The following is a 23,132-nucleotide window of genomic DNA, read 5'->3' on the forward strand; positions in this document are numbered from 1 at the left end:
GTTCGGGTGGGATCAGAGTCTTCCGATCAGTCAGCAATGCGCCGCGAAGCGGCTTGCTGTCTACCTTAGCAGATTTTGGCGCGCGCTCGTCACGTCACGCGGTGCCGCGCCAGCCCCATCACGAGGTAGGCCACCACGAGCGCGTTCGCCACGGCCAGCCCCACATGGAGCCATGTGGGATGGCGGATCGCCTCGTAAACCTCCACCGGAATATAGATGCCGCCGGACCACACGCCGAGCCAGTTGCCCCATGCGCGCCCACGCCAGAGGCCATAGGCTTCGGTGAACCGCATCAGCGCGTACATCGCGGCCGAGCCGCCAATGGCCCAGAGCCGCCCATCCGTGGGATGGGCAAGCAGCGACAGGAAGATGGTGGGATACCGGCTCGCCGGGTTGATATGGAAGCGGCTGACGATGGCTTCCGCCAGTGCCTGCGCGTCGCGGTGCAGCAGCGCCACAAGGCCGATGCCGGCCAGGATGACGAGCGCGCCCTTGGCGGCTTCGAACATTGCAATGCTCTTGAGGCCCAGTTGCGGGCTGGCTGCTGCCCCTTTTGCCATGGCGAGTTGCGGGAGTCGACGAAGCCGCCATTGTGCAGCATTCGCGGCGAGACGGATCGCCCGGCTGGCCTAGCGCGCCTGCCGCTCCACCATCGGGCCGCCGGCGTCGATGCCACCGCCGGCCTCGAGCGGGCCGGTGACCGTGAGCGGCCCATCGACATGCAGGTCGCCGTGCACCACCATCGTGCCATGTACCGTCAACGGCCCATGGAACACCTTGAGCAGGCCGCGCGCCGGCGGCGGCGGATAGCCGCGCCCCGGGGAGGAGAACCACGCGGCGGTGATCGGACCCTCTGCGTAGACGCTGCCGTCCACGCTCAGGGTGCCCTGCACCGTGACTGGCCCCTTCACATGCGCCGAGCCGCCTACCGCGATCGATCCCGTGGTCGAGGGCTGGGCGCCTGCGCACTGGGGCCACAGCATGCCCAGCGACAACTGGGTGGCCGCCATCATGGCAACAAGCAGTCTCGATGGCATGGCGCCCTCCTCTTTCATGGCGCCGCTACAAAAAGAAACTGGCGCGATGCATCCAGTGTAGTGCTCTGGATACCTCGCGCCAGCGTGCCCCTGCCGGGGCTTACGACTTGTTACGCCGCTTACTGCCTAGGCTACTGGGCGGTTTGTTGCGCCGCCGGTTGCGCGGTGCCGTTGGCCGCCACCGACTCCGGCAGCGGACCCCAGCCGCCGCCGAGGCTGCGCACCAGCGACACCGTCGCCGCTGCGCGCAGGCCCGCGACCTGATTAGCCTCACGCTGCGACTGAAGCACCGTGCGGTCCGCGTCGATCACGGTCAGGTAATCGACCGCACCGGCATCGTAGCGGCTGCGCGAGATGCGCTGCGCGCGGCGGGCGCCGGCCAGCGCGCCGTCCAGCGCCGTACCCTGCTGGCTCAGCCAGCGCACGTCGGCCAGGCTGTCTTCCACTTCGCGGAAGGCCACCAGCACGGTCTGCCGGTACGACGCCACGGTTTCCTCGTGCGCGGCGCGGGCGCCGGCCAGATTGGAGCTGTTGCGGCCACCGTCGAACACGGTCTGCGCGACGGTCGTGCCAATCAGCGGCCCCAGCATCCACGTACGCGACGACCACTTGAACAGGTTCGACAGATCCGCCGACTCGAAGCCGAACAGCGCGGTCAGCGAGATACGCGGGAAGAACGCGGCCTTCGCCACGCCGATCCGCGCGTTGGCGGCCGCCATCTGCCGCTCGGCGGCGGCGATGTCGGGACGGCGCTCCAGCAGCTCCGACGGCAGGCCGGCCGGCACCGCCACAGGTGCCGTGTCGAACGGCCGCGCAGCCAGCGTGAACTGCGCCGGCGGCACGCCGGTCAGCACGGCCAGCGCATGCTCCTGATTGGCGCGGCGACGCTCGATACCGGCCAGGTCCGCGCGCGCGGTGCCCAGTTCGGCTTCGGCACGGGCCGGATCGAGGTCGGTAGTCTCGCCGGCGTCGTAGCGCTTCTTCAGCAGCGACAGCGCATCCTCGCGCAGCTTGATCGTCGCGTTCAGCAGTTCGCGTTCGCTATCCAGCGTGCGCAGCGCGAAGTAGGCCTGCGCGGTGTCAGCCTGCAGCGCGAGTTGCACCGAGCGATACAGATCCTCGGCAGCCTGGGTGTCTGCCCGGGCGGCGTTCACACTGCTGGCCACGCGGCCGAACAGGTCCAGCTCGTAGCTGGCGAAGGCACGGGCCTTGTACACGGTCTGCGGCGACACACGGGTGCCGTCAGGCAGGCCCTGCGAGGCGGCTGACGCCTGCGTACGCGTCGGATCGAGCCCGACGCTCAGTTGCGGATAGAGGTCGGCCTCGGTCGCGCCCATGAAGGCCCGCGCCTGCTTCAGCCGGGCGGCTGCGGCAGCGAGGTCCTGGTTGCTGCCGTTGGCGGCCGTGATCAGGCGGTCCAGGTCGGCATCGCCGAATACCTTCCACCAGTCACCGCGATGCTGGCCCTCGGCCGGCGTAGCGGTCTTCCACTGCGCGCCCTCGGCCTGCGCCGCTTCCGCTTCCTTGAACGCGGGCACGGAGGCGGTCTCGGGCACCTTGTAGGTCGGCGCCAGCGAGCAGCCCGCCAGCACCAGCGCGGCGGCCAGTGTGGCCAGGCGGGGCAGCGTGCGTGTCAATTGCGCAATCATGATGTGTTCCCTTTTTGCTTTCATGTCTCTGATTGGCTTATTCCGCCGATGCCACCGCGTGCGAAGCCGAGGCGTCATTCGCCACGGCCTTACGCTGGCCACGGGTGGCCCACAGGCGCAGCGCCACGTAGAACACCGGCGTCAGGAACAGGCCGAAGAACGTCACGCCGAGCATGCCCGCGAACACCGCCACGCCCATCGCATGACGCATTTCCGAGCCGGCGCCGGTCGAGACCACCAGCGGCACCACACCCATGATGAACGCGAACGACGTCATCAGAATCGGGCGCAGACGCAGGCGGCTCGCTTCGATCGCGGCCTGCACCACCGTACGGCCGTGGTGCTCCAGTTCCCGTGCGAATTCGACGATCAGGATCGCGTTCTTCGCGGACAGCCCCACCAGCACGATGAAACCGATCTGCGTGAAGATATTGTTGTCACCACGCGTCAGCCACACGCCGGTCATGGCGGCCAGCAGGCTCATCGGTACGATCAGGATCACGGCCAGCGGCAGCGTCAGGCTCTCGTACTGGGCTGCCAGCACCAGGAACACCAGCAGCACGCACAGCGGGAAGATCCACACACCCGCGTTGCCGGCCAGGATGTCCTGATAGGTCAGCTCGGTCCATTCGAACTTGATACCCTTCGGCAGCGTTTCGGCGGCGATGCGCTCGGCTGCAGCCTGCGCCTGACCCGACGAGAAGCCCGGTGCCGGACCGCCGTTCATGTCAGCGGCCGTGAAGCCGTTGTAGCGCACCACGCTGTCCGGGCCAAAGCCCTGCTTCACCTGGACCAGCGAGGACAGCGGCACCATGTCGCCATTCACGTTGCGGGTCTTCAGTTGCAGGATGTCCTCGGCATGGGCGCGGAACTGCGCATCTGCCTGCACCTTCACCTGATACGTACGGCCGAACTTGTTGAAGTCGTTCACGTACGCCGAGCCAAGGTAGGTCTGCAGCGTATCGAACACGTCCGTCACCGGCACGCCGAGCTGCTTGGCCTTGGTACGGTCCAGCTGCACGTCGAGCTGCGGCACGTTCACCTGGTAGTTGCTGAAGATGCCAGCCAGCTCCGGCGTGGCGCGTGCCTTGCCCATGAACGCATTGGTCGCATCGAACAGCGCGTCATAACCCAGCGCGGCGCGATCCTCGATCATCAGCTTGAAACCGCCGATGGTGCCCAGGCCCTGCACGGGCGGCGGCGGGAACACGGCGATGAACGCGTCCTGGATCGCACCGTACTGCTTGTTCAGATCCGCTGCGATGGCATCGCCGGACAACTCCTTGCTCTTGCGCTGATCGAACGGATCGAGCGAGACAAACACAATGCCGGCGCTCGGGCTGTTGGTGAAGCCGTTGATCGACAGGCCCGGGAACGCAATGGCCGATTCCACGCCCGGATGCTTGAGGGCGATATCCGACATGCGGCGGATCACGTCTTCCGTACGGTCCAGCGTGGCGCCGTCCGGCAGCTTGGCAAAGCTCACCAGGTACTGCTTGTCCTGCGCCGGCACGAAGCCCTTCGGCACCATCTGGAACACGCCCCACGTGGCCACCAGCATCACGGCATAGACGCCGAACACCGCACCCTTGCGACGGATCACACCCGTCACGCCGCGGCCATAGTTATCGGAGCTGCGGTGGAAGAACCGGTTGAAGCGCTTGAAGAAGCCGCCGAAGACCTTGTCCATGCCACGCGTGAGCCAGTCCTTCGGCGCATCATGGCCGCGCAGCAGCAGGGCCGACAGCGCCGGCGACAGCGTCAGCGAGTTGAAGGCCGAGATGATCGTCGAGATCGAGATCGTCAGCGCGAACTGCTTGTAGAACTGGCCGGTCAGGCCCGTCATGAAGGCCAGCGGCACGAAGACGGCGATCAGCGTCAGCGCGATGGCGATAATCGGGCCGCTCACTTCGCGCATGGCCTTGTAGGTGGCCTCCTTCGGCGAGAGTCCTTCCTCGATGTTCCGTTCGACGTTCTCCACCACCACGATCGCATCGTCCACCACGATACCGATGGCCAGCACAAGGCCGAACAGCGACAGCGCGTTGATCGAGAAGCCGAACGCATGCATCAGGCCGAAGGTACCGACGATCGACACCGGCACCGCCAGCAGCGGGATGATCGACGCGCGCCAGGTCTGCAGGAACAGGATCACCACCAGCACCACCAGCGCGATGGCCTCGAACAGCGTGTGAACCACGGCCTCGATACTATGGCGCACGAACTGCGTGGGGTCATAGACGATGCTGTAGTCCACGCCTTCCGGCATGTTCTCCTTGAGCTCGGCCATGGTCTTGCGCACGTCATCCGAGATCTGGATGGCGTTGGAGCCCGGTGCCTGGAAGATCGGCAGCGCCACGGCGGACTTGTTGTCCAGCAGCGAGCGCAGCGCGTACTCCGACGCACCGAGTTCGATGCGGGCGATGTCCTTCAGGTAGGTCACCACGCCGTCGGACGAGGTCTTGACGACGATGTCGCCGAATTCCTCGACGGTCTGCAGACGGCCCTGCGCGTTCACCGACAGTTGCAGGTCAGTGCCAGGCAGCGACGGCGACTGGCCGATCACACCGGCTGCCACCTGCACGTTCTGCTCGCGGATGGCCTTGACCACGTCGGACGCGGCAAGATGGCGCTCGGCGATCTTCTCCGGGTTCAGCCACACGCGCATCGAGTAATCGCCCGCGCCGAACATCTGCACCTGACCCACGCCCTGGATCCGCGCAAGGCGGTCCTTCACGTTGATCAGCGCGTAGTTGCGCAGGTACGTCATGTCGTAGCGGTCGTTCGGCGAGACCAGGTGGACCACCATGGTCAGGTCGGGCGAGCTCTTGACGGTCGTGATACCCAGGCGGCGCACGTCCTCGGGCAGGCGCGGCTCGGCCTGCGAGACGCGGTTCTGCACCAGCTGCTGGGCCTTGTCCGGGTCCGTGCCGAGCTTGAAGGTCACCGTCAGCGTGAGGTTGCCGTCACTGTTGGCCTGCGAGTTCATGTAGAGCATGTCCTCGACGCCATTGATCTGCTCTTCCAGCGGCGTGGCCACCGTTTCGGCGATCACCTTCGGGTTGGCGCCCGGGAACTGCGCGCGCACCACCACCGACGGCGGCACCACCTCGGGATACTCCGAGATCGGTAACTTGAACATCGAGATGGCGCCGATCAGGAAGATCAGCACCGACAACACGCCCGCGAAGATCGGGCGATCGATAAAGAATTTCGAGAGATTCATCTTGGTCTCGGCGAAAGCACTCCCCCTGGCCGTCCGCCGGAGCGGACGCCATATGCTGCAAGGGAGAAAAAATTAAGCTACCTGTGCGTACTGCGGGGTAGTGCTCAGCTCACGGTCTTGGCCGCTGCGGCTTCGGCAGGCTTGTCGGCCTGGCCCGCCTTGTCCTCGGCAGCCTGCTTGCGGTCCGGCGTGGTGCCACGCGGTTCGAGTTCGCTGCGATAGGCCATGGCCACCGGCTTCGGCGCCACGGTATCGCCCGGACGCACGCGCATCAGGCCATTCACGACGATGTTCTCGCCCGGCTGCAGACCCTTGCGGATCACGCGCAGCCCTTCGAACGACGGCCCGAGGTTCACCTCGCGGTAGACCAGCTTGTTGGCCTTGTCCACCACCAGCACGAACTTCTTGCCCTGGTCCGTGCCGATGGCGCGGTCATTGATCAGCACCGCCGGGTGCGGCGTGCCGCCCCCGAGCTTGACCTTGGCATAGAGGCCCGGCAGCAGGCGGCCGTCGGCGTTGTCGAACACCGCGCGCACGCGGATGGTGCCGCTGCGCGTATCGAGGCGGTTGTCCACCGAGTGGATCTTGCCCTTGTGCGGGTAGTCGTCCTCGTTGGCCAGGCCGACGAACACCGGCAGGTCGTTCTTGCCGCCGCCGGCGCCCGGCGCCGTGTAGCGCAGGTAGCTCTGCTCGTCCACGTCGAAGCTCGCGTACACCGGCGAGACCGACACCACCGTGGTCAGCGGCGGCGAAGCCGCACCCGCCGCCACGAGGTTGCCCACCGTGATTTCCGCACGCGACACCTTGCCCGAAACCGGTGCAACGATGCGCGTGTAGCTCAGGTTCAGGCGCGCCACTTCCAGCGCAGCCTGCGCGCCACGCACGTCGGCGGTGGTCTCGCTGGCAGCGTTGATGCGCTCGTCGAACTCGCGCTTCGAAATGGCGTTGTCATCCAGCAGGCGCTGGGCGCGTACCTTTTCGCTCTGCGCGTGGCTGGCGCGCACCTGGGCCGCGTTCAGCGCGGCGTCGGCACGGGCCACTTCGGCCGCATAGGGACGCGGGTCGATCGTGAACAGCGGATCGCCCTTCTTCACGATGGAGCCTTCGCGGAAATGCACCGTGTCGATGGTGCCGGAGACGCGCGGACGAATCTCCACGCGGTCCACGGCCTCGATGCGGCCCGAGAATTCATCCCATTCGGTGATGGTCTGCCCCACAGCCGCCGCCACTTCCACCGCAGGGGCGGACGGTGCCGGGTTGGCCTGTGCTTCCCCGCCGTGCCAGGGACGCAGAACCGAGGTCGCCACGCCGGCGCCCAGGATTGCCACGATGGCAATGGCGATCAGCGTGCGTCGAGACTGATGATTCATTTTTCTTCACTCCGTGTTCGTCGGGTTTTCTTCAACTGGAAAAGCAAAAGGCCGAACGCCCCCCGCCGGGCTGGAAGGCCCGGAAAAATGGGAAACAAGGGTTCGTCCCCGCCTGGATGGACGGGGCTATGCCACTACCGCTGCCAGCCTCAAAGGGCGCTGGCTAACTTGCTCCGGTCGCTCAGGCTCCTTGAGCGCCGGGCCGGCGTTCGGCCGGTGATGAGGTATCGTCGGTTTGCGCAAAACACTCGCGCAAGAACCGCGCACCTTCGTTGACCCATGCCTGGCACTGCTCATGGGATTCTTCCACCCCGTCGCCACAGGCGCCGGGCATGATCAGGGTGCGGGCCGGAATGCCCGCCTTGACGAGTTTTGCCGCGAAGGCTTCGCCCTCGGCGCGCAACGCATCTTTCTCGGCCACCTGCACCAGCGTGGACGGCAGCCCCACCAGGCGCGATGCCATGGCCGGTGCCGCATACGGGTGCACGCTGGCGGCCGGCGTGGGCAGGTAATCACGATAGTTGCAGGCCAGGCGGCGCAGCATCTCCATCGGCACCTGGCCGGTCGTGCACATCGACGCGTGCTGGAGGCACGGGTCCGTTACGGGGCGGATCAGCCATTGCCCGGCGGGCTGCGGCAGGCCGCGGTCACGCAGCATCTGCGCCAGCGCAATCGCGAGATTGCCGCCGGCTTCCTCGCCGACCAGCGCGAAGCGCAGCTTGTCCACCTTCAGCTTCTTGGCGTGCTTGAGCACCCAGACCGCCGTATTCACCGCATCTTCCGGCGCGGCCGGAAACGGATGGTCAGGCGCCAGCGAATACGCCGGCGTCACCACCACGGCCGGGACCGACTTCGCCAGATCCCGCGCCAATGCCTGTGCCGCTTCCACGCCACCTTCGACAAAACCGCCCGCGTGCAGGTACACCAGCCACGGCAGCAACTCGGTGCTGCCCGCCGCCGGTGCATACCCGGCGGGATAGGCCACGCAGACCTTGATCTCGCGGTCGCCGCTCGCCACCATGTATTGCTCAGCGCGCGCTTCTCCCTTGCCTGCAGCCGGTTTCACGGCGGGGGTGATGGGATTCACGGTCTTTGACATGGTGGTTACGACGCCTGCACGGGCCGTCGATACTGTGTTGCGATGCAACGAATTATGGTGATTGACCCGATTGGGATAAAGCTGGAGATTGCCAACGCACTGTTTCTGGAGTGGAATAATCGCCAGAGTGTTGCGAGAAGTGAAACCACACGCTTGGCAAGGACACCGGAAATGTGATTCACTCCGGTCCTCGGTGCACGCACGGTTGGGGAACCGCGCCCGCCACCGAGCCCCCAGACCTCCACCCATCCCCGCTCCGGCCGCCACTGGCGGACCGCCGGCAGCAAACCCAGGGCACGCACTTGACATGCGCGACCCCACTCCCGCCAGACACCATCCTTCGGAACGTAGCCCCCGGTCTCACCCCTTTCGGAAGCAACATCATGGATCGTCTTGTCTCTATGCAGGCATTCACTCGGGTGGTGGATGTCGGCAGCTTTGCGCGCGCGGCGGAGTCCCTGGACCTGCCAAAAGCCACGCTCACCCGCCTGATCCAGAACCTGGAGACCCATCTCGGCGTCAAGCTGCTGCACCGGACCACGCGGCGTATCAGCGTGACCACGGACGGCGCCGCCTATTACGAACGCTGCGTGCGCATTCTCGCGGACGTGGAGGAAGCTGAACAGTCACTGACGCGCCACAACAACTCGCCACGGGGCACGCTGTGCGTAGATACCACGGCGGCTCTCGCGCGGATGGTGCTGATTCCCCACCTGCACGACTTCTACAATGCCTACCCGGAACTGAAGCTCGAGCTGACCATCAACGGCAAGCCGATCGATCTGCTCCAGGAAGGCGTGGACTTGGTGCTGCGCGTGGGCTCGCTGGATGAGGCGATGGTGGCGCGGCGCCTGGGCCAGGTCAAACTGGCGTTCTTTGCCTCGCCGATCTACCTGCGGCGTTTTGGCACACCCGCCGACCTGACCGAGCTGGCGCAGCACAAGGCCATCAACTATCTGTCCAACCGGCACGGCCGCGAAATGCCGTGGACGTTGTCACGCGGCGGCGAGAGCAGCGAGATCCTGCTGCCCTCGGCCATCTCCACCAACGACGCCGATGTCTACATCGGCTGCGCGCTGGAAGGCCACGGCATCGCCCAGATTTCGCGGGCAATGGCGGAGCCCTACGTCCAGAGCGGCCGGCTGGTCGAGGTCATGGGTGACTGGCAGACCGAGGAATTACCGATTTCGGCGATGTACCCGCAGAACCGCCACCTGTCGGCGAAAGTGCGGGTCTTCGTGAACTGGGCGGCCGACCTGTTCTCCCGGCATCCGCACTTCGGCGTGGCGCCGCAGCAACTGGCGGCGTAGGCCTTGCCAGACCGGTCCGCAAACCCCTTGCACCGCTGTGCAAGGGGTTTTTTCATTTCAGCGTCCAACACGAAGCGGGGATGGATCGCGCCGTATTGATTCACGCCGGTTTTCTTGCTACGTTTCTGTCGCTTGACTTATCAACAATAATCACAAACGGGTCCAATCATGAGCCATCTCCTGCGCTGGCGCCACGCCGCGCGGCCTTTGCGCGTACAAGCCGCCTTTCTGCCATGCCTCGCGCTGTTCACCGCCCTGCTGTTGGGCGGATGCGCGGCGGACGAATCCACCGAGGCACCGGCAGTGCCCACGGCGCCCACAGTGCCGGCCCCACCCGGCCCGTACGCCATTGGCGGCACCCTCGCCGGCCTCGCCGCCGGCAGCCAACTGGTGCTCCAAAACAACTGGCAGGATGCGCTGACGCTGTCCGCCGACGGCAGCTTTACCTTCGCCACGCCCGTGGCGCATAACGGCGGCTACGCGGTCACCATCGCCCAGCAGCCGGCCGGACAGGTCTGCTCGGTGGCAGGCGGCGCCGGGGCCGGTGTGACCGCAGCGGTCACAAATATCGCCGTGGTCTGTGCCACCACTCGCTTCACCGTCGGTGGCAAGGTCAGCGGACTGGCTGGCGGGCAGTCGGTCGTCCTGCACAACAATGGCGCGGATACCCTGACCCTGAGCGCGAATGGCACGTTCAGCTTTCCGACACCCGTGCCCTACAACGGCAGCTACCTCGTAACGGTATCCGCCCAGCCGGCCGACCAGACCTGCACCGTGAATGGGCACCAAGGCAGCGCGGTCATCGCGGACATTGCCTCGGTGGACGTGGTTTGCGCCACGACCACATACAGTGTGGGCGGCACCGTGGCGGGTCTGTCGAGCCAGGTCACCCTGGCCAACAACGGCACGGACTTCCTCACGATTTCCGAGAACGGCGGATTCACCATGCCGACCGCCCTTCCGACGGGCGGCACCTTCAATGTCACCATCAACACCCTGCCACTCGGGCAGACCTGTACCGTGGTGAACAGCTCCGGCACGGTGGCCGCCGCCAACGTCACGAATATCGCAGTGATCTGCACCTCGCAGCCGATTGGCACCCTCTACATGCCGGCCGCCTTCGCCACGCGGACGGACGTCTACAGCGTGATGTCGGACGGCCAGCTGGTCATTTCCGGCAATGCCTATGGCTACAGCGGGGATCCGATCGCCATGGCCTATGACGACAGCTTGAGAACGCTGTACTTTTCGACGACGAGCGGATGGACGTACAAGTTCGACGTGGCCGCGGACGGCACGTGGATCAGCAGCGCGGGGAACTGGGCCTACGGCGGCACGCCCACCAGCCTGTTGCGCGACCCCCTCGGACGGTTCCTCTTCGTGGGAAGTGACGTATTCAACATCCGCACCGCCACTCTCGATGTCCTCGGCAACATGACGACCCCGACGACCCCGATTGGGACGACCTTCCGGCCCGATAGGATGGTCGCTACGCCCGATGGCCAGTACCTGATTGCCAGCTCGTCCGCCACACCGGGGTTCGACGTCTTTGCGATCGCCCCGGATGGCTCGCTGACCTCCAGCAGCCATCTCGCCCTGGCTGTGGCGCCGTCAGCGCTGGCGATGCATCCTTCCAAGAGCTATCTGTATGTGGCGGACCCCATCAATAACCGAATCATGGAGTATCGCGTCGACGGTGCAGGCAATGTGACGCCCCTGCCGGCCGTGCTCATTGCCACCGACGGGCAGCCACAGCACCTCAGCATCGACCCTTCGGGCCGCTACCTGTACGCCACGAGCCCGGCATCCGGCAGGATCTCGCAGTACACGATCGCCGCCGATGGCACGCTGGTGGCGATGCCCCAGCCCACCGTTGCCGCGGGCACCCTTCCCGGCGCGCCGACGATCGACCCGACCGGGCGCTTCCTTTATGTGCCGAATGCCAGCAGCCTCGAAATCCGCCAGTACGTTATCGGCGTGACCGGTGCGCTGACGCCGCTGACGCCCGCAACCGTGTCGATCCTGGCCGCGCCGACACTGCTGTACAGCGTGCCGTGGTAGGCGCCACCGCCTGAGGGGAAAAGCCAAAAAAAACAGGGCGGGGATGCATTCCCGCCCTGTTTTTCATTTCAGGTACTGATCAGCTCGGACCGCTCAGAACTCCACCATCGCGAAGTCTTCCTTGCCCACGTCGCACTCGGGGCAGCGCCAGTCGTCCGGAATGTCTTCCCAGCGCGTGCCGGGCGCGATGCCGTCCTCGGGCAGGCCGGCCGCTTCGTCGTAGACCCAGCCGCAGATGATGCACACCCATTGCTTGAATTCCGCTTCGGGGGCCGCTGGCTTCCCGGCGCTGGCGGGGGCGTCCTGGCTGGTTTCGGGGTCATCGAGACTGAAGACCAGCGGCGCGGCCGTGGCGCTCGCCAGATCGGCCATGTGACCCTGGAGCCTCGCCATCAGCGCCTGGGTCTCCTCCAGCGTGAAGTCGATCCAGAACGGATCACCAGCGCCATCGTTCAGGCGTTGCGGGGAAAACTGAAGTTCTAGGACGGAGCCTTTCTTGTACATGCGTCGATCGGGTTGAGGGCGGCAAAGGCGCCTAGATGGGGATGATCGGCGGCGCTTCAAGCCGCGCCGCCGGGATCCGCCTTACTGCTGCACCCGGTAGCGCTCGAGCCAGTGCGCATACGGCGCCGGCAGCACCCACGACGGGCGTTCCACGTTCAGCGCCATGGCCGCCTGATAGGGCCAGTGCGGGTTGGACAGCAGCGCGCGACCCACCATGACGAGGTCGATCTGGCCATCGGCAACGGCCTGGTTGGCAATGGCCGGATTGTCGATGCCCCACGACGCCGCCACCGGCAGGCCGGCCTCGCGGCGCACGCGCTCGGCCACCGGGGCCAGGAAGGCCGGGCCCCACGGGATCTGCGCGTCGGGGATGGTGAAGCCGACGCTGACATTGAGCATGTCGAGCCCGCCCTCGCGCATCGCACGGGTCAGCTGGATCGATTCGTCGAGCGTGCGGGCGTCGTCGCCGTCATATTCGATCACGCCAAAGCGCGCGGTCAGCGGCAGGTTCTTCGGCCAGACTTCGCGCACGGCGGCCAGCGTTTCCAGCAGGAAGCGGCTGCGGCCGGCCACGTCGCCGCCATAGCCATCGGTACGCTGGTTGGCGTGGCGCGAGAAGAAGCTCTGGGCGAGGTAGCCGTGCGCGAAGTGCAGCTCAAGCCACTGGAAGCCGGCTTCCAGCGCGCGCTTGGCGGCGGCCACGAAGTCGGCCTGCACGCGGGCGATGTCGTCGAGCGTCATCGCCTTCGGCACCTTGGGCAGGTGGGCGCCGAACGGCACGGCAGACGGGGCGATGGTCGGCCAGCCGCGCGCATCGTCTTCGGCGATATGGTCGTCGCCTTCCCAGGGCCGGTTGGCGCTGGCCTTGCGGCCGGCGTGGGCGATCTGGATGCCGGCCACGGCACCGCCGGCCTTGATCGCGGCGGCAATGCGCGCCATGCCGGCCATCTGCTCGTCGTTCCACAGGCCGGTGCAACCCGGGGAGATGCGGCCTTCCGGCGACACGGCCGTGGCCTCGACGATCACCAGGCCCGCACCGCCACGCGCCAGCCCGGTGTAATGCGCCAGATGCCAGTCGTTGGTGACACCGTCGACGGCGCTGTACTGGCACATCGGCGGAATGGCGATGCGGTTGCGCAGCGTGACGTCTTTCAGCGTGAAGGGGGTGAACAAAGCGGCGTCGCTCATCGGATGGCTCCGGGGGTGTTGTCGAGGGTGCCAATCGTAGGCGGGCGCCGCTATAATGAAAACTATCTGGCAATTATCGTCGCAATAAGAGTTTGTTATGGTGAATCCATGATGGTGAACCCGCAATGGCTGAAGTCCTTCGCCACCCTGGCCGAGCTGGGCAACTTCACGCGCACGGCAGACCGCCTCGGGCTGACCCAGGCCGCCGTCAGTCAACACGTAAGGCATCTCGAAGAGATGTATGGATCACTGCTGATCCGGCGCCCCCGCGCCCTGGAACTGACCCCGGCGGGCGCGGCGCTGCTCGAATACTGCGCCGAGGTGAACCAGGCGCATGAGCGGCTGGCCTCGCGGCTCTCCGACGCCGATGCCACACAGGGCGAGGTGGCGCTGATCACGCCAGGGAGCATCGGCCTATTTATCTACCCGATGCTGCTGGACCTCCAGCAGGAGCATCCCGGGCTGGCCGTGCGGCACCGCTTCGCGCCCGATACCGAGGTGCTGGAGGCGGTGCTGCACAACCGCTACGAACTCGGCATCGTCACGCTCAAGCCGGACGACACGCGCCTGACGGCCACGCCGTTCATCGAGGAACCGCTGGAACTGGTGATCCCGCCCGACGAGGAAGTCCATAGCTGGGACGATCTCGTGCGCATCGGCTTCATCGACCATGCCGAAGGCCAGGCGATGGCCAACCGGCTGCTGAGTCGGCGCTTTCCCGGCAACCCAGGGGCGTTCCACCTGCCTAGGCGCGGCTTCAGCAACCAGATTGGCATGCTGCACGAGCCGGTGGCGCGGGGGCTCGGCTTCACCGTGGTGCCACGCTTCGCCCGCGAGGCGTGGGAGCGCACCCGCCCGGTCAAGGTGGCCGAATGCGGTCCGCCGGTGGTGGACACGCTGTGGTGGATCCATCGTGCCGAATGGCCCCTGTCGGCACGCGCCACGGGCGTGATCCGGTACCTCCGCCAACGGATCGAGGCGGCCTGCGGCAGCATGGTCTGCCTGCTGCCACCGGAGCTGTGACGGGCGCCGATGGCCTGCATTCATGAGCACAGCTAACAAGTGTATGCAGATTCCTGCGTCTACCCTTTGTGGGCCACGCCTCCTATCATTCCGGTTTGCCTTGCCCGAAAGTCCACAAAACAAGGATGCCCCCCATGGAAGATTTCGGCGACATCAGAATGTCACGGCGTGACCTGCTCAAGGCGGGCGCGGCATCGGCCACCGCAGCGGCCGTGCCAGCCGCCCAGGCGCAGGACAGCCCCACTAATGTAAACACCCCCTCGCCCTCCCCCAACGCCAGCCGCCCGCCCGTGGTGGCCAGCGTCACGCTCGACGTCAATGGGCGCCGCCACACGCTCAAGCTGGACACCCGCACCACGCTGCTCGATGCCCTGCGCGAGCACCTGCACCTCACCGGCACCAAGAAGGGTTGCGACCACGGCCAGTGCGGCGCCTGCACGGTGATGGCCGATGGGCGGCGCATCAACGCCTGCCTGTCGCTGGCCGTGATGCACGACGGGGGCAAGGTCACCACCATCGAGGGCCTGGGCACGCCCAACAGCCTGCATCCGATGCAGGCCGCCTTCGTCAAGCATGACGGCTACCAGTGCGGCTATTGCACGCCGGGGCAGATCTGCTCCGCCGTGGCTGTGCTCGACGAGATCCGCCAGGGCATTCCCAGCCATGTCAGCGCCGACCTCAACGCGCGGCCCCAGATGACCGTGGTGGAGTTCCGCGAGCGCATGAGCGGCAATATCTGCCGCTGCGGCGCCTACGCCAACATCGCCGACGCCATGACCGAAGTGGCCGGGAGGCAGGCATGAATCCCTTCAGCTACGAACGCGCCAAGACCCCGGCGGAGGCCGCCGCAGCCGCCGCGCGCACGCCGGACAGCCGCTTTATCGCGGGCGGGACCAACCTGCTCGACCTGATGAAGCTCGGCATCGAGTCCCCCTCGCACCTGATCGACGTGAACGGCCTGCGGCTCGACAAGATCGAGCCCACCGCCGAGGGCGGCCTGCGCGTGGGCGCGCTGGTGCGCAATACCGACCTGGCCGCCGATACCCGCGTGCGGCGCGACTACGGCGTACTGTCCCGCGCGCTGCTGGCCGGCGCCTCGGGCCAGTTGCGCAACAAGGCCACCACGGCCGGTAACCTGCTGCAACGCACCCGCTGCCCCTACTTCTACGACACCAACCTGCCGTGCAACAAGCGCACGCCGGGCAGCGGCTGCTCGGCCATCGGCGGCGTCACGCGCCAGCACGCGGTGATCGGCGTGAGCGAGGCGTGCATCGCCACCCATCCGAGCGATATGGCCGTGGCCATGCGCCTGCTCGACGCCTCCGTGGAAACCGTCCAGCCGAATGGCGCCGCGCGCGTCATCCCGATTGCCGATTTCCATCGCCTGCCTGGCAACACGCCGCATATCGAGACCGCGCTGCTGCCCGGCGAGCTGATCACGGCCGTCACGTTGCCGCGTCCGCTCGGCGGCGTGCACGCCTACCGCAAGGTGCGTGACCGGGCCTCGTACGCGTTCGCGCTGGTCTCGGTGGCTACCATCGTCCAGCGCGACGGCACCGGCCGCGTGGCGCTGGGCGGCGTGGCGCACAAGCCGTGGCGCGTGGAAGCCGCCGAGGCGGACCTGCCGCGGGGCGCGCGCGCCGTCACGCAGCGCCTGCTGGAAGGCGCCACGCCCACGCCCGAGAACACCTTCAAGGTGGCGCTGGCCGAGCGCACGCTCGGCGCCGTGCTGCTGCAGGCCAAGCGCTGACCGAACGGAAACAAGGACGCTCCGATGAAATTCGACACGCCCGCCACCACCAATCCGATCGACCAGCTCAAGGTGGTCGGCCAGCCGCTCAACCGCATCGACGGCCCGCTCAAGACCACCGGCGTCGCCCGCTACGCCTATGAATGGCACGACGTTGCCCGCAACGCCGCCTATGGCTACGTGGTGGGCGCCGGCATCGCCAAGGGCCGCATCGCCGGCATCGACACCGACGCCGCGCACCGCGCGCCGGGCGTGCTGGCCATCGTCACCGCCGCCAACGCCGGCACGCTCGGCAAGGGCCGCTTCAATAACGCGCGGCTGCTGGGCGGCCCGGAGGTGCAGCACTACCATCAGGCCATCGCGCTGGTCGTGGCCGAGACCTTCGAGCAGGCACGCGCCGCCGCGCAGCTGGTGCGGGTGCGCTATGAACGCGAGCGCGGCAGCTTCGACCTCGCCGCCTCACGCGACGGGGCCACGCGCCCGAAGTCCGGCACGCCCGAATCGGCCCGGGGCGATTTCCCCGGCGCCTTCGCGGCGGCCCCGGTGCAGCTGGACGGCACCTACTCCACCCCCGACCAGGCCCACGCGATGATGGAGCCCCATGCGTCGATGGCGAGCTGGACCGGCGACCAGCTCACGGTGTGGACTTCCAACCAGATGATCGACTGGAGCCGGGGCGACCTCGCCCAGACGCTCGGCGTGCCGAAGGACAACGTGCGCCTGATCTCGCCCTTTATCGGCGGCGGCTTCGGCGGCAAGCTGTTCGTGCGCGCCGATGCCGTGCTCGCCGCCCTCGGCGCGCGGGCGGTACACCGGCCCGTGAAGGTGGCACTGACGCGCCCGCTGATCTTCAACAACACGCCGCACCGGCCCGCCACGATCCAGCGCATCCGCCTCGGCGCCGGGCGTGACGGCCGGCTGACCGCCATCGGCCATGAAAGCTGGTCCGGCGACATCGACGGCGTGAAGCCCGAGAACGCGGTGCAGCAGACGCGCCTGCTCTACGCCGGCGCCCATCGCATGACCGCGCTGCGGCTGTCCGCGCTGGACCTGCCGGAAGGCAACGCCATGCGCGCGCCCGGCGAGGCGCCCGGCATGATGGCGCTGGAGATCGCCATGGATGAGATGGCCGGCAAGCTCGGCCTCGATCCGGTGGAATTCCGCGTACGCAATGACACCCAGGTGGACCCGGAGAAGCCCGAGCGCCCGTTCTCGCAGCGGCGTCTGGTCGATTGCCTGCGCATCGGCGCCGAGCGCTTCGGCTGGAAGGGCCGCGCCACGCGCCCCGGCGCGGTGCGCGACGGCCAGTGGCTGGTGGGCATGGGCGTGGCGGCGGCGTTCCGCAACAACCAGGTGGCCAAGTCCGGCGCGCGCGTGCGGCTGGACAAGCGCGGCATGGTGACCGTGGAAACCGACATGACCGACATCGGCACGGGCAGCTACACCATCATCGCCCAGACTGCCGCCGAAATGCTGGGCCTGCCGATCGACAAGGTCATCGTGCGGCTGGGCGACTCGACCTTCCCGGTCTCGTCCGGCTCGGGCGGCCAGTGGGGCGGCAACAGCTCCACCGCCGGCGTCTACGCCGCGTGCGTGAAGCTGCGCGAGGCGATTGCCACGCAGGCCGGTCTTGATGCCGCCACGGCCGTGTTCGAGAACGGCCGGGTCCGCGCCGGCGGCAACAACCCGGGCGGGCGCGCCGTGCCGCTGGCCACCGTGGCCGCGCGCGGCGACATCGTGGCCGAAGACACCATCGAGTTCGGCGACCTCACGCGCCGCTACCAGCAATCCACCTTCGGCGCCCATTTCGTGGAAGTCGGCGTGGATGCGGACACCTGCGAGATCCGCGTGCGCCGCATGCTGGCGGTCTGCGCCGCCGGGCGCATCCTCAACCCGAAGTCGGCCCGCAGCCAGGTGATCGGCGCGATGACGATGGGCGTGGGCGCGGCGCTGATGGAGGAGCTGGCGGTTGACAAGCGGCTGGGCTGCTTCATCAACCACGACCTGGCCGGCTACGAGGTGCCCGTGCATGCGGACATCGGCCCGCAGGAGGTGGTGTTCCTCGACGAAACCGACCCGATGTCCTCGCCGATGAAGGCCAAGGGCGTGGGCGAGCTGGGCATCTGCGGCGTGGGGGCCGCCATCGCCAACGCGGTCTTCAACGCCACCGGCGTGCGCGTGCGCGACTACCCGGTCACGCTCGACAAGCTGCTCGGGCGGATGCCCGACCTGTCCGCCTGAGGGCCTGAGCCCCTAGTCCCACGGCTGGGGCGCCGACACCGGATGCCGGTGTCGCGCCTCGGCCAGGATGCGGCATTCGTCCACCGCGCAGTAGCCGTCACGCTGCAGCGCACTCCAGACCTCGGTGGCGCTAAGGCCGGTCAGCGGCGTGTGGGGATCGAAATCGCACGACTCCACCCGCTCGGGCGGACCGAGCCAGGCGAGCATGGCGGGCGGGATGTTTTCCAGCGGGTGTGTGTGCGCGACGAAAAGAGCGCGTACACCACGACGATGTATCGAGATCTTCACGACGGTACCCTTCGAGAGGAACGGAACTGTCTAATTTTTAGGATGCCGGTCGGCCGGAGGTCAAGGGCGTCCCTGTATCAAAGTATTAATGCACCAACGGATTAACGGATTAACGCATCGGCGATCCGGTCGGCCGTGTTGACCGAGTCGGTCAGCCCCAGGTGGCCGTGGCCTACCGCCAGCCAGAGGCCGGGCTGGCCGTCGGCCGGTCCCACCACGGGCACCGAATCCGGCATGCAGGGCCGGTGGCCCATCCAGGTGGTGACGTGGGCGTCTTCGAGCCCCTTGAATGTCTCCCGCGCAATACGTTCGAGGATGGCCGCGCGCTTCGGATCGGGCCGCGCCGCCAGCCCGGCGATCTCCACCGTGCCGCCCACGCGCAGCCCGCCCTCCATCGGCGTGACGAAGATCTTGCGATCGGTCAGCACCACGGTGCGCGACACCGCGTCGTGCCGGTTGGTGAACTGCACGTGATAGCCGCGCTGGCTCTCCAGCTGTAGCCGCACGCCCAGCGGGTCCAGCAGCCGGCGCGACCAGGCGCCCGCCGCCACCACCACGTGGTCCGCCGTGTGGCGGCCTTCCGCACCGCTCAGCAGCCATTCCCCGTCCTGCCGGCGCATCCCGCGAATCTCGTCGCGCACGATCCGGCCGCCGCGCGCGACGAAGGCCGCGGCAATCGCCTCCGTGTAGCGCGCCGGGTTGCGGATGGTGGCGTGGTCGGCCAGAAAGACGCCCGCCTGGTAGCGCGGCGCCACGCCGGGCTCGAGCGCCTCGATGCCGGCCCGGTCCAGCCGTTCGAAGCGGAAGCCGAAGCGCTCGCGCAGCTGCCACGCCGCCGCATCCGCCTCAAGCGCGGCAGCATCGGGATAAAGATGCAGATGGCCACGCCGCATGAACAGCTCGGGCACGCCGACTTCGCGCGCCAGCGCCTCGTGGCGGTCCCCGGCGTTGGCGTGGAGCGCGGCCAGCGCTGCCGCCGACTCCGCCACGCGCCCCGGCGCGGCCGAGAGGACGAAGCGCGTCAGCCACGCCGCCGCCGTGGGCAGGTAGGCCAGCCGCAGATGGAGCGGACTTTCCGGATCGAACAGCATCTTGGGGAGCGAGGCCAGCACGCCCGGCATGGCCAGCGGCGCCACCGAACTCACGCTGATGGCGCCCGAATTGCCGTAGCTGCACCCCTGCGCGGGGGCGTCCCGGTCGATCAGCGTCACGTCGGCGCCGCGCTTGCGCAGCGCCAGCGCGATACAGCAGCCCACAATGCCGGCGCCCACCACGGCAACCCGTGGCGTGTTGTCAGTCGTCTTCGTCATGGGCCGAAACCTTAGTCGGATAAGGCGGCGCCGGCAAGCCATCGCGCCGATGTTCGCCCAGCCGGGGCGCCGATGCATCGCCAATGCGCCGCCATGGCGCATGGCATGAAACATTGCGGTGCGCCACACGGCCCGCCCGGCGCCGGGGCCGTGGCACGGAACCTGCTGAACCGGTGGCCAGGAGAGTAGAAGCGTTCAGCGGCCCGCCTCGCCATGTCGGGCCGCCCGGAAATTGCTCGCCGCGTGTTCCCACACCCATTTTCCGGAGAGCTTTCCCATGCGCCGCCGTTCCTTTCTCCATGCCACCGCCGCCACCGCTGTGTCGTCGCTGATCGCCGCCCCCGCCTTCGTGCGCGCCGCCGGCAGCCTGCAGAAGTTCAAGTTCAACCTCGGCTGGAAGGTCGAGGCGTCCGGCGCCGGCTTCCTGCTGGCCCAGCAGCGCGGCTACTACAAGGACGCCGGGCTCGACGTGGTGATCGACACCGGCAACGGCTCGGCTTCGGCCATCAGCCTCGTGGCGGGCGGCGCCTACGACTGCGCCTCGGCGGATCTGGCCGCTATGCTCGAATTCAACGCCGCCAACCCCGCCGCCGCGCTCAAGGCGGTGGCCATCCAGTACGACCTGAACCCGAACGCCGTGATCGTGCGCAAGGACGGCCCGATCCGCAAGCCGGGCGATCTGGCGGCCAAAACCATCCTCGGCCAGCCGTTCAACGCCTCGCGCAAGCTGTTCCCGGTGTTCGCCAAGGCGCAGGGCTTCGACCCGTCCTCGATCAAATGGGAGAGCGCCACGCCGGATATCGGCGACACCCGCTTCGTCAAGGGTGACTTCGACGCCGTGGCCTACTTCTACTTCACCGGCCTGCTCAACCTCAAGGCGCGCGGCATGGGCCCGGAGAAGCTCAGCGTGTTCCGCTTCTCCGACTACGGCATGAAATCGTACGGCAACGGGTTGGTGGCCAACCCGAAGAGCATGGCCGAGCACCCGGACGCCATGAAGGCCTTCGTCAAGGCCTCCACGCGCGGCTGGATCGAGGCCATGGCCGACCCGCAGGCCGGCGCCGCCGCCGTCAAGGCGCGCGAGCCGCTGGCCGACCAGACGCTGGAATTCGAACGGCTGAAGCTGATTGTCGACGGGTCGATGCGCACCCCCGATACGCTGCGCGACGGTTGGGGCGCCGCCACCCAGGCACGGCTGCAGGCCACCATCGACGAGACGGTCGGCGCGTTCGGGATGAAGCCCGGCCTGTCCGTGGCGGATATCTGGACCGGCCAGTTCCTGCCGGCCCCGGCGGACCGCAAGCTCAAGGCGTAAGCCCCGGGGCTTCCCCCAAAGATCAACCGGCTGCGTGCACCACGCGCGGCCGGTCATGCACCCTGTTGGGGCCGATGCCGGCGCCGATGGGGGCTGACCGGCCCCTTGCGCCCCATGTTTGCTCACAAGTCTTGCATACAAAGCTGGCATACCACTTGCAATAGGAATGCCCGTGAGCGACATCCAAGAAAAACCCTCCGCCGACATTGCCCAGCGCATCACCGAGGCCATGCTCGCGCAAAAGCTGCTGCCGGGCTCGCGCCTGGGCGAGCAGGAACTGGCCGCGCTGTTCGGCGTCAGCCGCACGCTGGTGCGCGAGGCGCTGATGCGGCTGGCCGCGCGCGGCATGGTGACCGTAAGCGCCCGGCGCGGCTGGTACCTGATCGAACCCGGCGCCGACGATATCCGCGCCGCGTTTGCCGCCCGCCGCATCATCGAGACCGGCCTGCTGCGCGAGATCAGCGCGGCCCAGCCGCCCAGCGCGCCGGCCATCCACACACTGAAGGTGCATATCGCCCGCGAAAAGGCGGCGCTGGACGGCGACGACGCCGGCGAGCGCAGCTTCCTGCTCGGCGACTTCCATGTCTGCCTGTGCGCCGCGCTGGGCCACGGCCTGCTCGTGGATACCCTGCGCGACCTGACCGCGCGCACCACGCTCGTCGCCAGCCGCCAGCAGTCCGCCGCTGACGCGGGCCGCTCCTGCGCGCAGCACGAGGAAATCGTCAACGCGCTGGCCGCCGGCGACGGCGAACGCGCCGCCCGGTTGATGACCGACCACCTCGGCGAAGTCCACGCCAGCCTGGACGCCGTGCCGGCGGACCCGCTGGCCGGCCTGCGCCATGCCCTGGCGCCGGTTTCCGGCCGCGCGCCAGCGCCCCCGATCTCCGCTTCCTCCCGCTCCAACCCACCCGCTTTGCAAAAGGACTGACCGATGACCCCGACTCCATCGACCCCGCTGTTCTCCAAGGCGCGCCGCGCGCTGCTGCTGGGCCTGTTCGCCAGCGTCTGCGTGGCCGCCCTGCCCCGCCCGGCGCAGGCCGACACGCTCGCGGACATCACCAAGGCCGGCGTGCTGCGCGTGGCGGTGCCGCAGGACTTCCCGCCGTTCGGCTCGATTGGCGCCGACATGGCGCCGCAGGGCCTGGACATCGACGTGGCCGCGCTGATGGCGAAGCGGATGGGCGTGAAGCTGCAACTGGTGCCGGTGTCCAGCACCAACCGCGTGCCCTACCTCCAGACCCGCAAGGTGGACCTGATCATCTCCAGCCTCGGCAAGAATCCCGAGCGTGAGAAGGTGCTGGACTTCTCCGAAGCTTATGCCCCGTTCTACAACGGCGTGTTCGGCCCGGCCGACATGCCCGTGAAGAGCGCCGCCGACCTGGCCGGCAAGACCGTCGGCGTCACGCGCGGCGCGGTGGAGGACCTGGAGCTGTCGAAGATCGCCCCGGCCAACGCCACCATCAAGCGCTACGAGGACAACAACGCGACGATCTCCGCGTTCCTGTCCGGCCAGGTGCAGCTGATTGCCACCGGCAACGTGGTCGCCGCCGCGCTGATCGCCAAGCATGCGCCCAAGGCGCCCGAGACCAAGTTCCTGATCAAGAACTCGCCGTGCTTTATCGGCATGAACAAGGACGAGCCCGCGCTCCAGGCCAAGGTGAACGCCATCCTGGCCGAAGCCAAGAAGGACGGCGCGCTGAACTCGCTGTCGATCAAGTGGCTGCTGCGTCCGCTGCCGGCCCAGCTCTGATCTGAACCGCT

Annotated in this window: 19 protein-coding genes; 9 read left to right on the forward strand and 10 right to left on the reverse strand. The window is 67.7% G+C overall.

Translation table 11 applies throughout. The annotated features are described in order from the left end of the window. Positions 1–89: 89 nt before the first annotated feature. The 6 genes from AC1EJR_RS04490 to AC1EJR_RS04515 all read right to left on the reverse strand — a co-directional run bounded on the left by AC1EJR_RS04490 (position 90) and on the right by AC1EJR_RS04515 (position 8,381). A complete protein-coding gene (locus AC1EJR_RS04490) occupies positions 90–560 on the reverse strand; it encodes a DUF2127 domain-containing protein (RefSeq protein ID WP_092295008.1) in 471 nt (156 codons plus the stop codon). Between the two features lie 69 nt (positions 561–629). Then, positions 630–1,037 carry a hypothetical protein gene (locus AC1EJR_RS04495; protein ID WP_477113025.1) on the reverse strand — a complete coding sequence of 136 codons (408 nt, stop codon included), beginning with the start codon at positions 1,035–1,037 and terminating at the stop codon, positions 630–632. Between the two features lie 131 nt (positions 1,038–1,168). Continuing rightward, positions 1,169–2,686: an efflux transporter outer membrane subunit gene (locus AC1EJR_RS04500; protein WP_092295006.1), complete on the reverse strand. Its 1,518-nt coding sequence runs from the start codon at positions 2,684–2,686 to the stop codon at positions 1,169–1,171. A 37-nt stretch (positions 2,687–2,723) separates the two neighbouring features. Next, positions 2,724–5,912, reverse strand: coding sequence for an efflux RND transporter permease subunit (locus AC1EJR_RS04505; RefSeq protein ID WP_441592708.1), 3,189 nt, complete (start codon positions 5,910–5,912; stop codon positions 2,724–2,726). Positions 5,913–6,016: 104 nt separating this feature from the next. After that, positions 6,017–7,282 carry an efflux RND transporter periplasmic adaptor subunit gene (locus tag AC1EJR_RS04510; RefSeq protein WP_092295002.1) on the reverse strand — a complete coding sequence of 422 codons (1,266 nt, stop codon included), beginning with the start codon at positions 7,280–7,282 and terminating at the stop codon, positions 6,017–6,019. 181 nt (positions 7,283–7,463) lie between these two features. Beyond that, positions 7,464–8,381: an alpha/beta hydrolase gene (locus tag AC1EJR_RS04515; protein ID WP_092295001.1), complete on the reverse strand. Its 918-nt coding sequence runs from the start codon at positions 8,379–8,381 to the stop codon at positions 7,464–7,466. 383 nt (positions 8,382–8,764) lie between these two features. On the opposite strand from AC1EJR_RS04515, the gene AC1EJR_RS04520 reads away from it, so the two are divergent. Both AC1EJR_RS04520 and AC1EJR_RS04525 read left to right on the forward strand, forming a co-directional pair. Next, positions 8,765–9,691 carry a LysR family transcriptional regulator gene (locus AC1EJR_RS04520; protein ID WP_092294999.1) on the forward strand — a complete coding sequence of 309 codons (927 nt, stop codon included), beginning with the start codon at positions 8,765–8,767 and terminating at the stop codon, positions 9,689–9,691. Positions 9,692–9,859: 168 nt separating this feature from the next. Next, entirely contained in the window at positions 9,860–11,752 is a 1,893-nt protein-coding gene (locus AC1EJR_RS04525) for a lactonase family protein (protein WP_477113026.1), read from the forward strand. Between the two features lie 93 nt (positions 11,753–11,845). On the opposite strand, the gene AC1EJR_RS04530 is transcribed toward AC1EJR_RS04525, so the two are convergent. Together AC1EJR_RS04530 and AC1EJR_RS04535 are read right to left on the reverse strand one after the other, a co-directional pair. Then, positions 11,846–12,256 carry a rubredoxin gene (locus AC1EJR_RS04530; RefSeq protein WP_092294995.1) on the reverse strand — a complete coding sequence of 137 codons (411 nt, stop codon included), beginning with the start codon at positions 12,254–12,256 and terminating at the stop codon, positions 11,846–11,848. Between the two features lie 81 nt (positions 12,257–12,337). Beyond that, positions 12,338–13,444: an NADH:flavin oxidoreductase/NADH oxidase gene (locus AC1EJR_RS04535; protein WP_441592712.1), complete on the reverse strand. Its 1,107-nt coding sequence runs from the start codon at positions 13,442–13,444 to the stop codon at positions 12,338–12,340. Between the two features lie 108 nt (positions 13,445–13,552). Between AC1EJR_RS04535 and AC1EJR_RS04540 the strand changes: the two genes are divergently transcribed. The 4 genes from AC1EJR_RS04540 (at position 13,553) to paoC (ending at position 18,458) form a co-directional block, all read left to right on the forward strand. Then, positions 13,553–14,467, forward strand: a complete 915-nt coding sequence (locus tag AC1EJR_RS04540; RefSeq protein ID WP_369823431.1) for a LysR family transcriptional regulator — start codon at positions 13,553–13,555, stop codon at positions 14,465–14,467. A 134-nt stretch (positions 14,468–14,601) separates the two neighbouring features. Further along, positions 14,602–15,270, forward strand: a complete 669-nt coding sequence (gene paoA, locus AC1EJR_RS04545; protein ID WP_092294992.1) for an aldehyde dehydrogenase iron-sulfur subunit PaoA — start codon at positions 14,602–14,604, stop codon at positions 15,268–15,270. Continuing rightward, on the forward strand, positions 15,267–16,217 hold the full coding sequence (locus tag AC1EJR_RS04550; protein ID WP_477113028.1) for an FAD binding domain-containing protein: 951 nt from the start codon (positions 15,267–15,269) through the stop codon (positions 16,215–16,217). The genes paoA and AC1EJR_RS04550 overlap by 4 nt, the downstream gene beginning before the upstream one ends. 24 nt (positions 16,218–16,241) lie before the next feature. Then, positions 16,242–18,458: an aldehyde oxidoreductase molybdenum-binding subunit PaoC gene (gene paoC, locus AC1EJR_RS04555; RefSeq protein WP_092294989.1), complete on the forward strand. Its 2,217-nt coding sequence runs from the start codon at positions 16,242–16,244 to the stop codon at positions 18,456–18,458. Positions 18,459–18,470: 12 nt separating this feature from the next. Here paoC and AC1EJR_RS04560 read toward each other — a convergent pair whose 3' ends face one another. Beyond that, complete coding sequence (locus AC1EJR_RS04560; RefSeq protein ID WP_477146880.1) at positions 18,471–18,746, reverse strand: YcgL domain-containing protein; 276 nt, start codon at positions 18,744–18,746, stop codon at positions 18,471–18,473. A gap of 101 nt (positions 18,747–18,847) precedes the next feature. Next, positions 18,848–20,056: an NAD(P)/FAD-dependent oxidoreductase gene (locus AC1EJR_RS04565; protein WP_477113030.1), complete on the reverse strand. Its 1,209-nt coding sequence runs from the start codon at positions 20,054–20,056 to the stop codon at positions 18,848–18,850. 277 nt (positions 20,057–20,333) lie between these two features. Between AC1EJR_RS04565 and AC1EJR_RS04570 the strand changes: the two genes are divergently transcribed. The 3 genes from AC1EJR_RS04570 (at position 20,334) to AC1EJR_RS04580 (ending at position 23,121) form a co-directional block, all read left to right on the forward strand. Beyond that, the gene (locus AC1EJR_RS04570) at positions 20,334–21,371 is read left to right on the forward strand and encodes an ABC transporter substrate-binding protein (protein ID WP_477113031.1); all 1,038 of its coding nucleotides are present in this window, start codon (positions 20,334–20,336) and stop codon (positions 21,369–21,371) included. 166 nt (positions 21,372–21,537) lie between these two features. Further along, the gene (locus tag AC1EJR_RS04575; RefSeq protein ID WP_092294981.1) at positions 21,538–22,299 is read left to right on the forward strand and encodes a GntR family transcriptional regulator; all 762 of its coding nucleotides are present in this window, start codon (positions 21,538–21,540) and stop codon (positions 22,297–22,299) included. 3 nt (positions 22,300–22,302) lie between these two features. Beyond that, positions 22,303–23,121, forward strand: coding sequence for a transporter substrate-binding domain-containing protein (locus tag AC1EJR_RS04580; RefSeq protein ID WP_454757908.1), 819 nt, complete (start codon positions 22,303–22,305; stop codon positions 23,119–23,121). The last annotated feature ends 11 nt before the right edge of the window (positions 23,122–23,132 follow it).

It is taken from the genome of Cupriavidus sp. 05T42, from assembly GCF_056396345.1.

Bases quoted from the DNA above. Each gene is read 5' to 3' on its own strand.
- AC1EJR_RS04490 (WP_092295008.1), bottom strand. From the start codon at position 560: ATGGCAAAAGGGGCAGCAGCCAGCCCGCAACTGGGCCTCAAGAGCATT.
- AC1EJR_RS04495 (WP_477113025.1), bottom strand. From the start codon at position 1,037: ATGCCATCGAGACTGCTTGTTGCCATGATGGCGGCCACCCAGTTGTCG.
- AC1EJR_RS04500 (WP_092295006.1), bottom strand. From the start codon at position 2,686: ATGATTGCGCAATTGACACGCACGCTGCCCCGCCTGGCCACACTGGCC.
- AC1EJR_RS04505 (WP_441592708.1), bottom strand. From the start codon at position 5,912: ATGAATCTCTCGAAATTCTTTATCGATCGCCCGATCTTCGCGGGCGTG.
- AC1EJR_RS04510 (WP_092295002.1), bottom strand. From the start codon at position 7,282: ATGAATCATCAGTCTCGACGCACGCTGATCGCCATTGCCATCGTGGCA.
- AC1EJR_RS04515 (WP_092295001.1), bottom strand. From the start codon at position 8,381: ATGTCAAAGACCGTGAATCCCATCACCCCCGCCGTGAAACCGGCTGCA.
- AC1EJR_RS04520 (WP_092294999.1), top strand. From the start codon at position 8,765: ATGGATCGTCTTGTCTCTATGCAGGCATTCACTCGGGTGGTGGATGTC.
- AC1EJR_RS04525 (WP_477113026.1), top strand. From the start codon at position 9,860: ATGAGCCATCTCCTGCGCTGGCGCCACGCCGCGCGGCCTTTGCGCGTA.
- AC1EJR_RS04530 (WP_092294995.1), bottom strand. From the start codon at position 12,256: ATGTACAAGAAAGGCTCCGTCCTAGAACTTCAGTTTTCCCCGCAACGC.
- AC1EJR_RS04535 (WP_441592712.1), bottom strand. From the start codon at position 13,444: ATGAGCGACGCCGCTTTGTTCACCCCCTTCACGCTGAAAGACGTCACG.
- AC1EJR_RS04540 (WP_369823431.1), top strand. From the start codon at position 13,553: ATGATGGTGAACCCGCAATGGCTGAAGTCCTTCGCCACCCTGGCCGAG.
- paoA (WP_092294992.1), top strand. From the start codon at position 14,602: ATGGAAGATTTCGGCGACATCAGAATGTCACGGCGTGACCTGCTCAAG.
- AC1EJR_RS04550 (WP_477113028.1), top strand. From the start codon at position 15,267: ATGAATCCCTTCAGCTACGAACGCGCCAAGACCCCGGCGGAGGCCGCC.
- paoC (WP_092294989.1), top strand. From the start codon at position 16,242: ATGAAATTCGACACGCCCGCCACCACCAATCCGATCGACCAGCTCAAG.
- AC1EJR_RS04565 (WP_477113030.1), bottom strand. From the start codon at position 20,056: ATGACGAAGACGACTGACAACACGCCACGGGTTGCCGTGGTGGGCGCC.
- AC1EJR_RS04570 (WP_477113031.1), top strand. From the start codon at position 20,334: ATGCGCCGCCGTTCCTTTCTCCATGCCACCGCCGCCACCGCTGTGTCG.
- AC1EJR_RS04575 (WP_092294981.1), top strand. From the start codon at position 21,538: ATGCCCGTGAGCGACATCCAAGAAAAACCCTCCGCCGACATTGCCCAG.
- AC1EJR_RS04580 (WP_454757908.1), top strand. From the start codon at position 22,303: ATGACCCCGACTCCATCGACCCCGCTGTTCTCCAAGGCGCGCCGCGCG.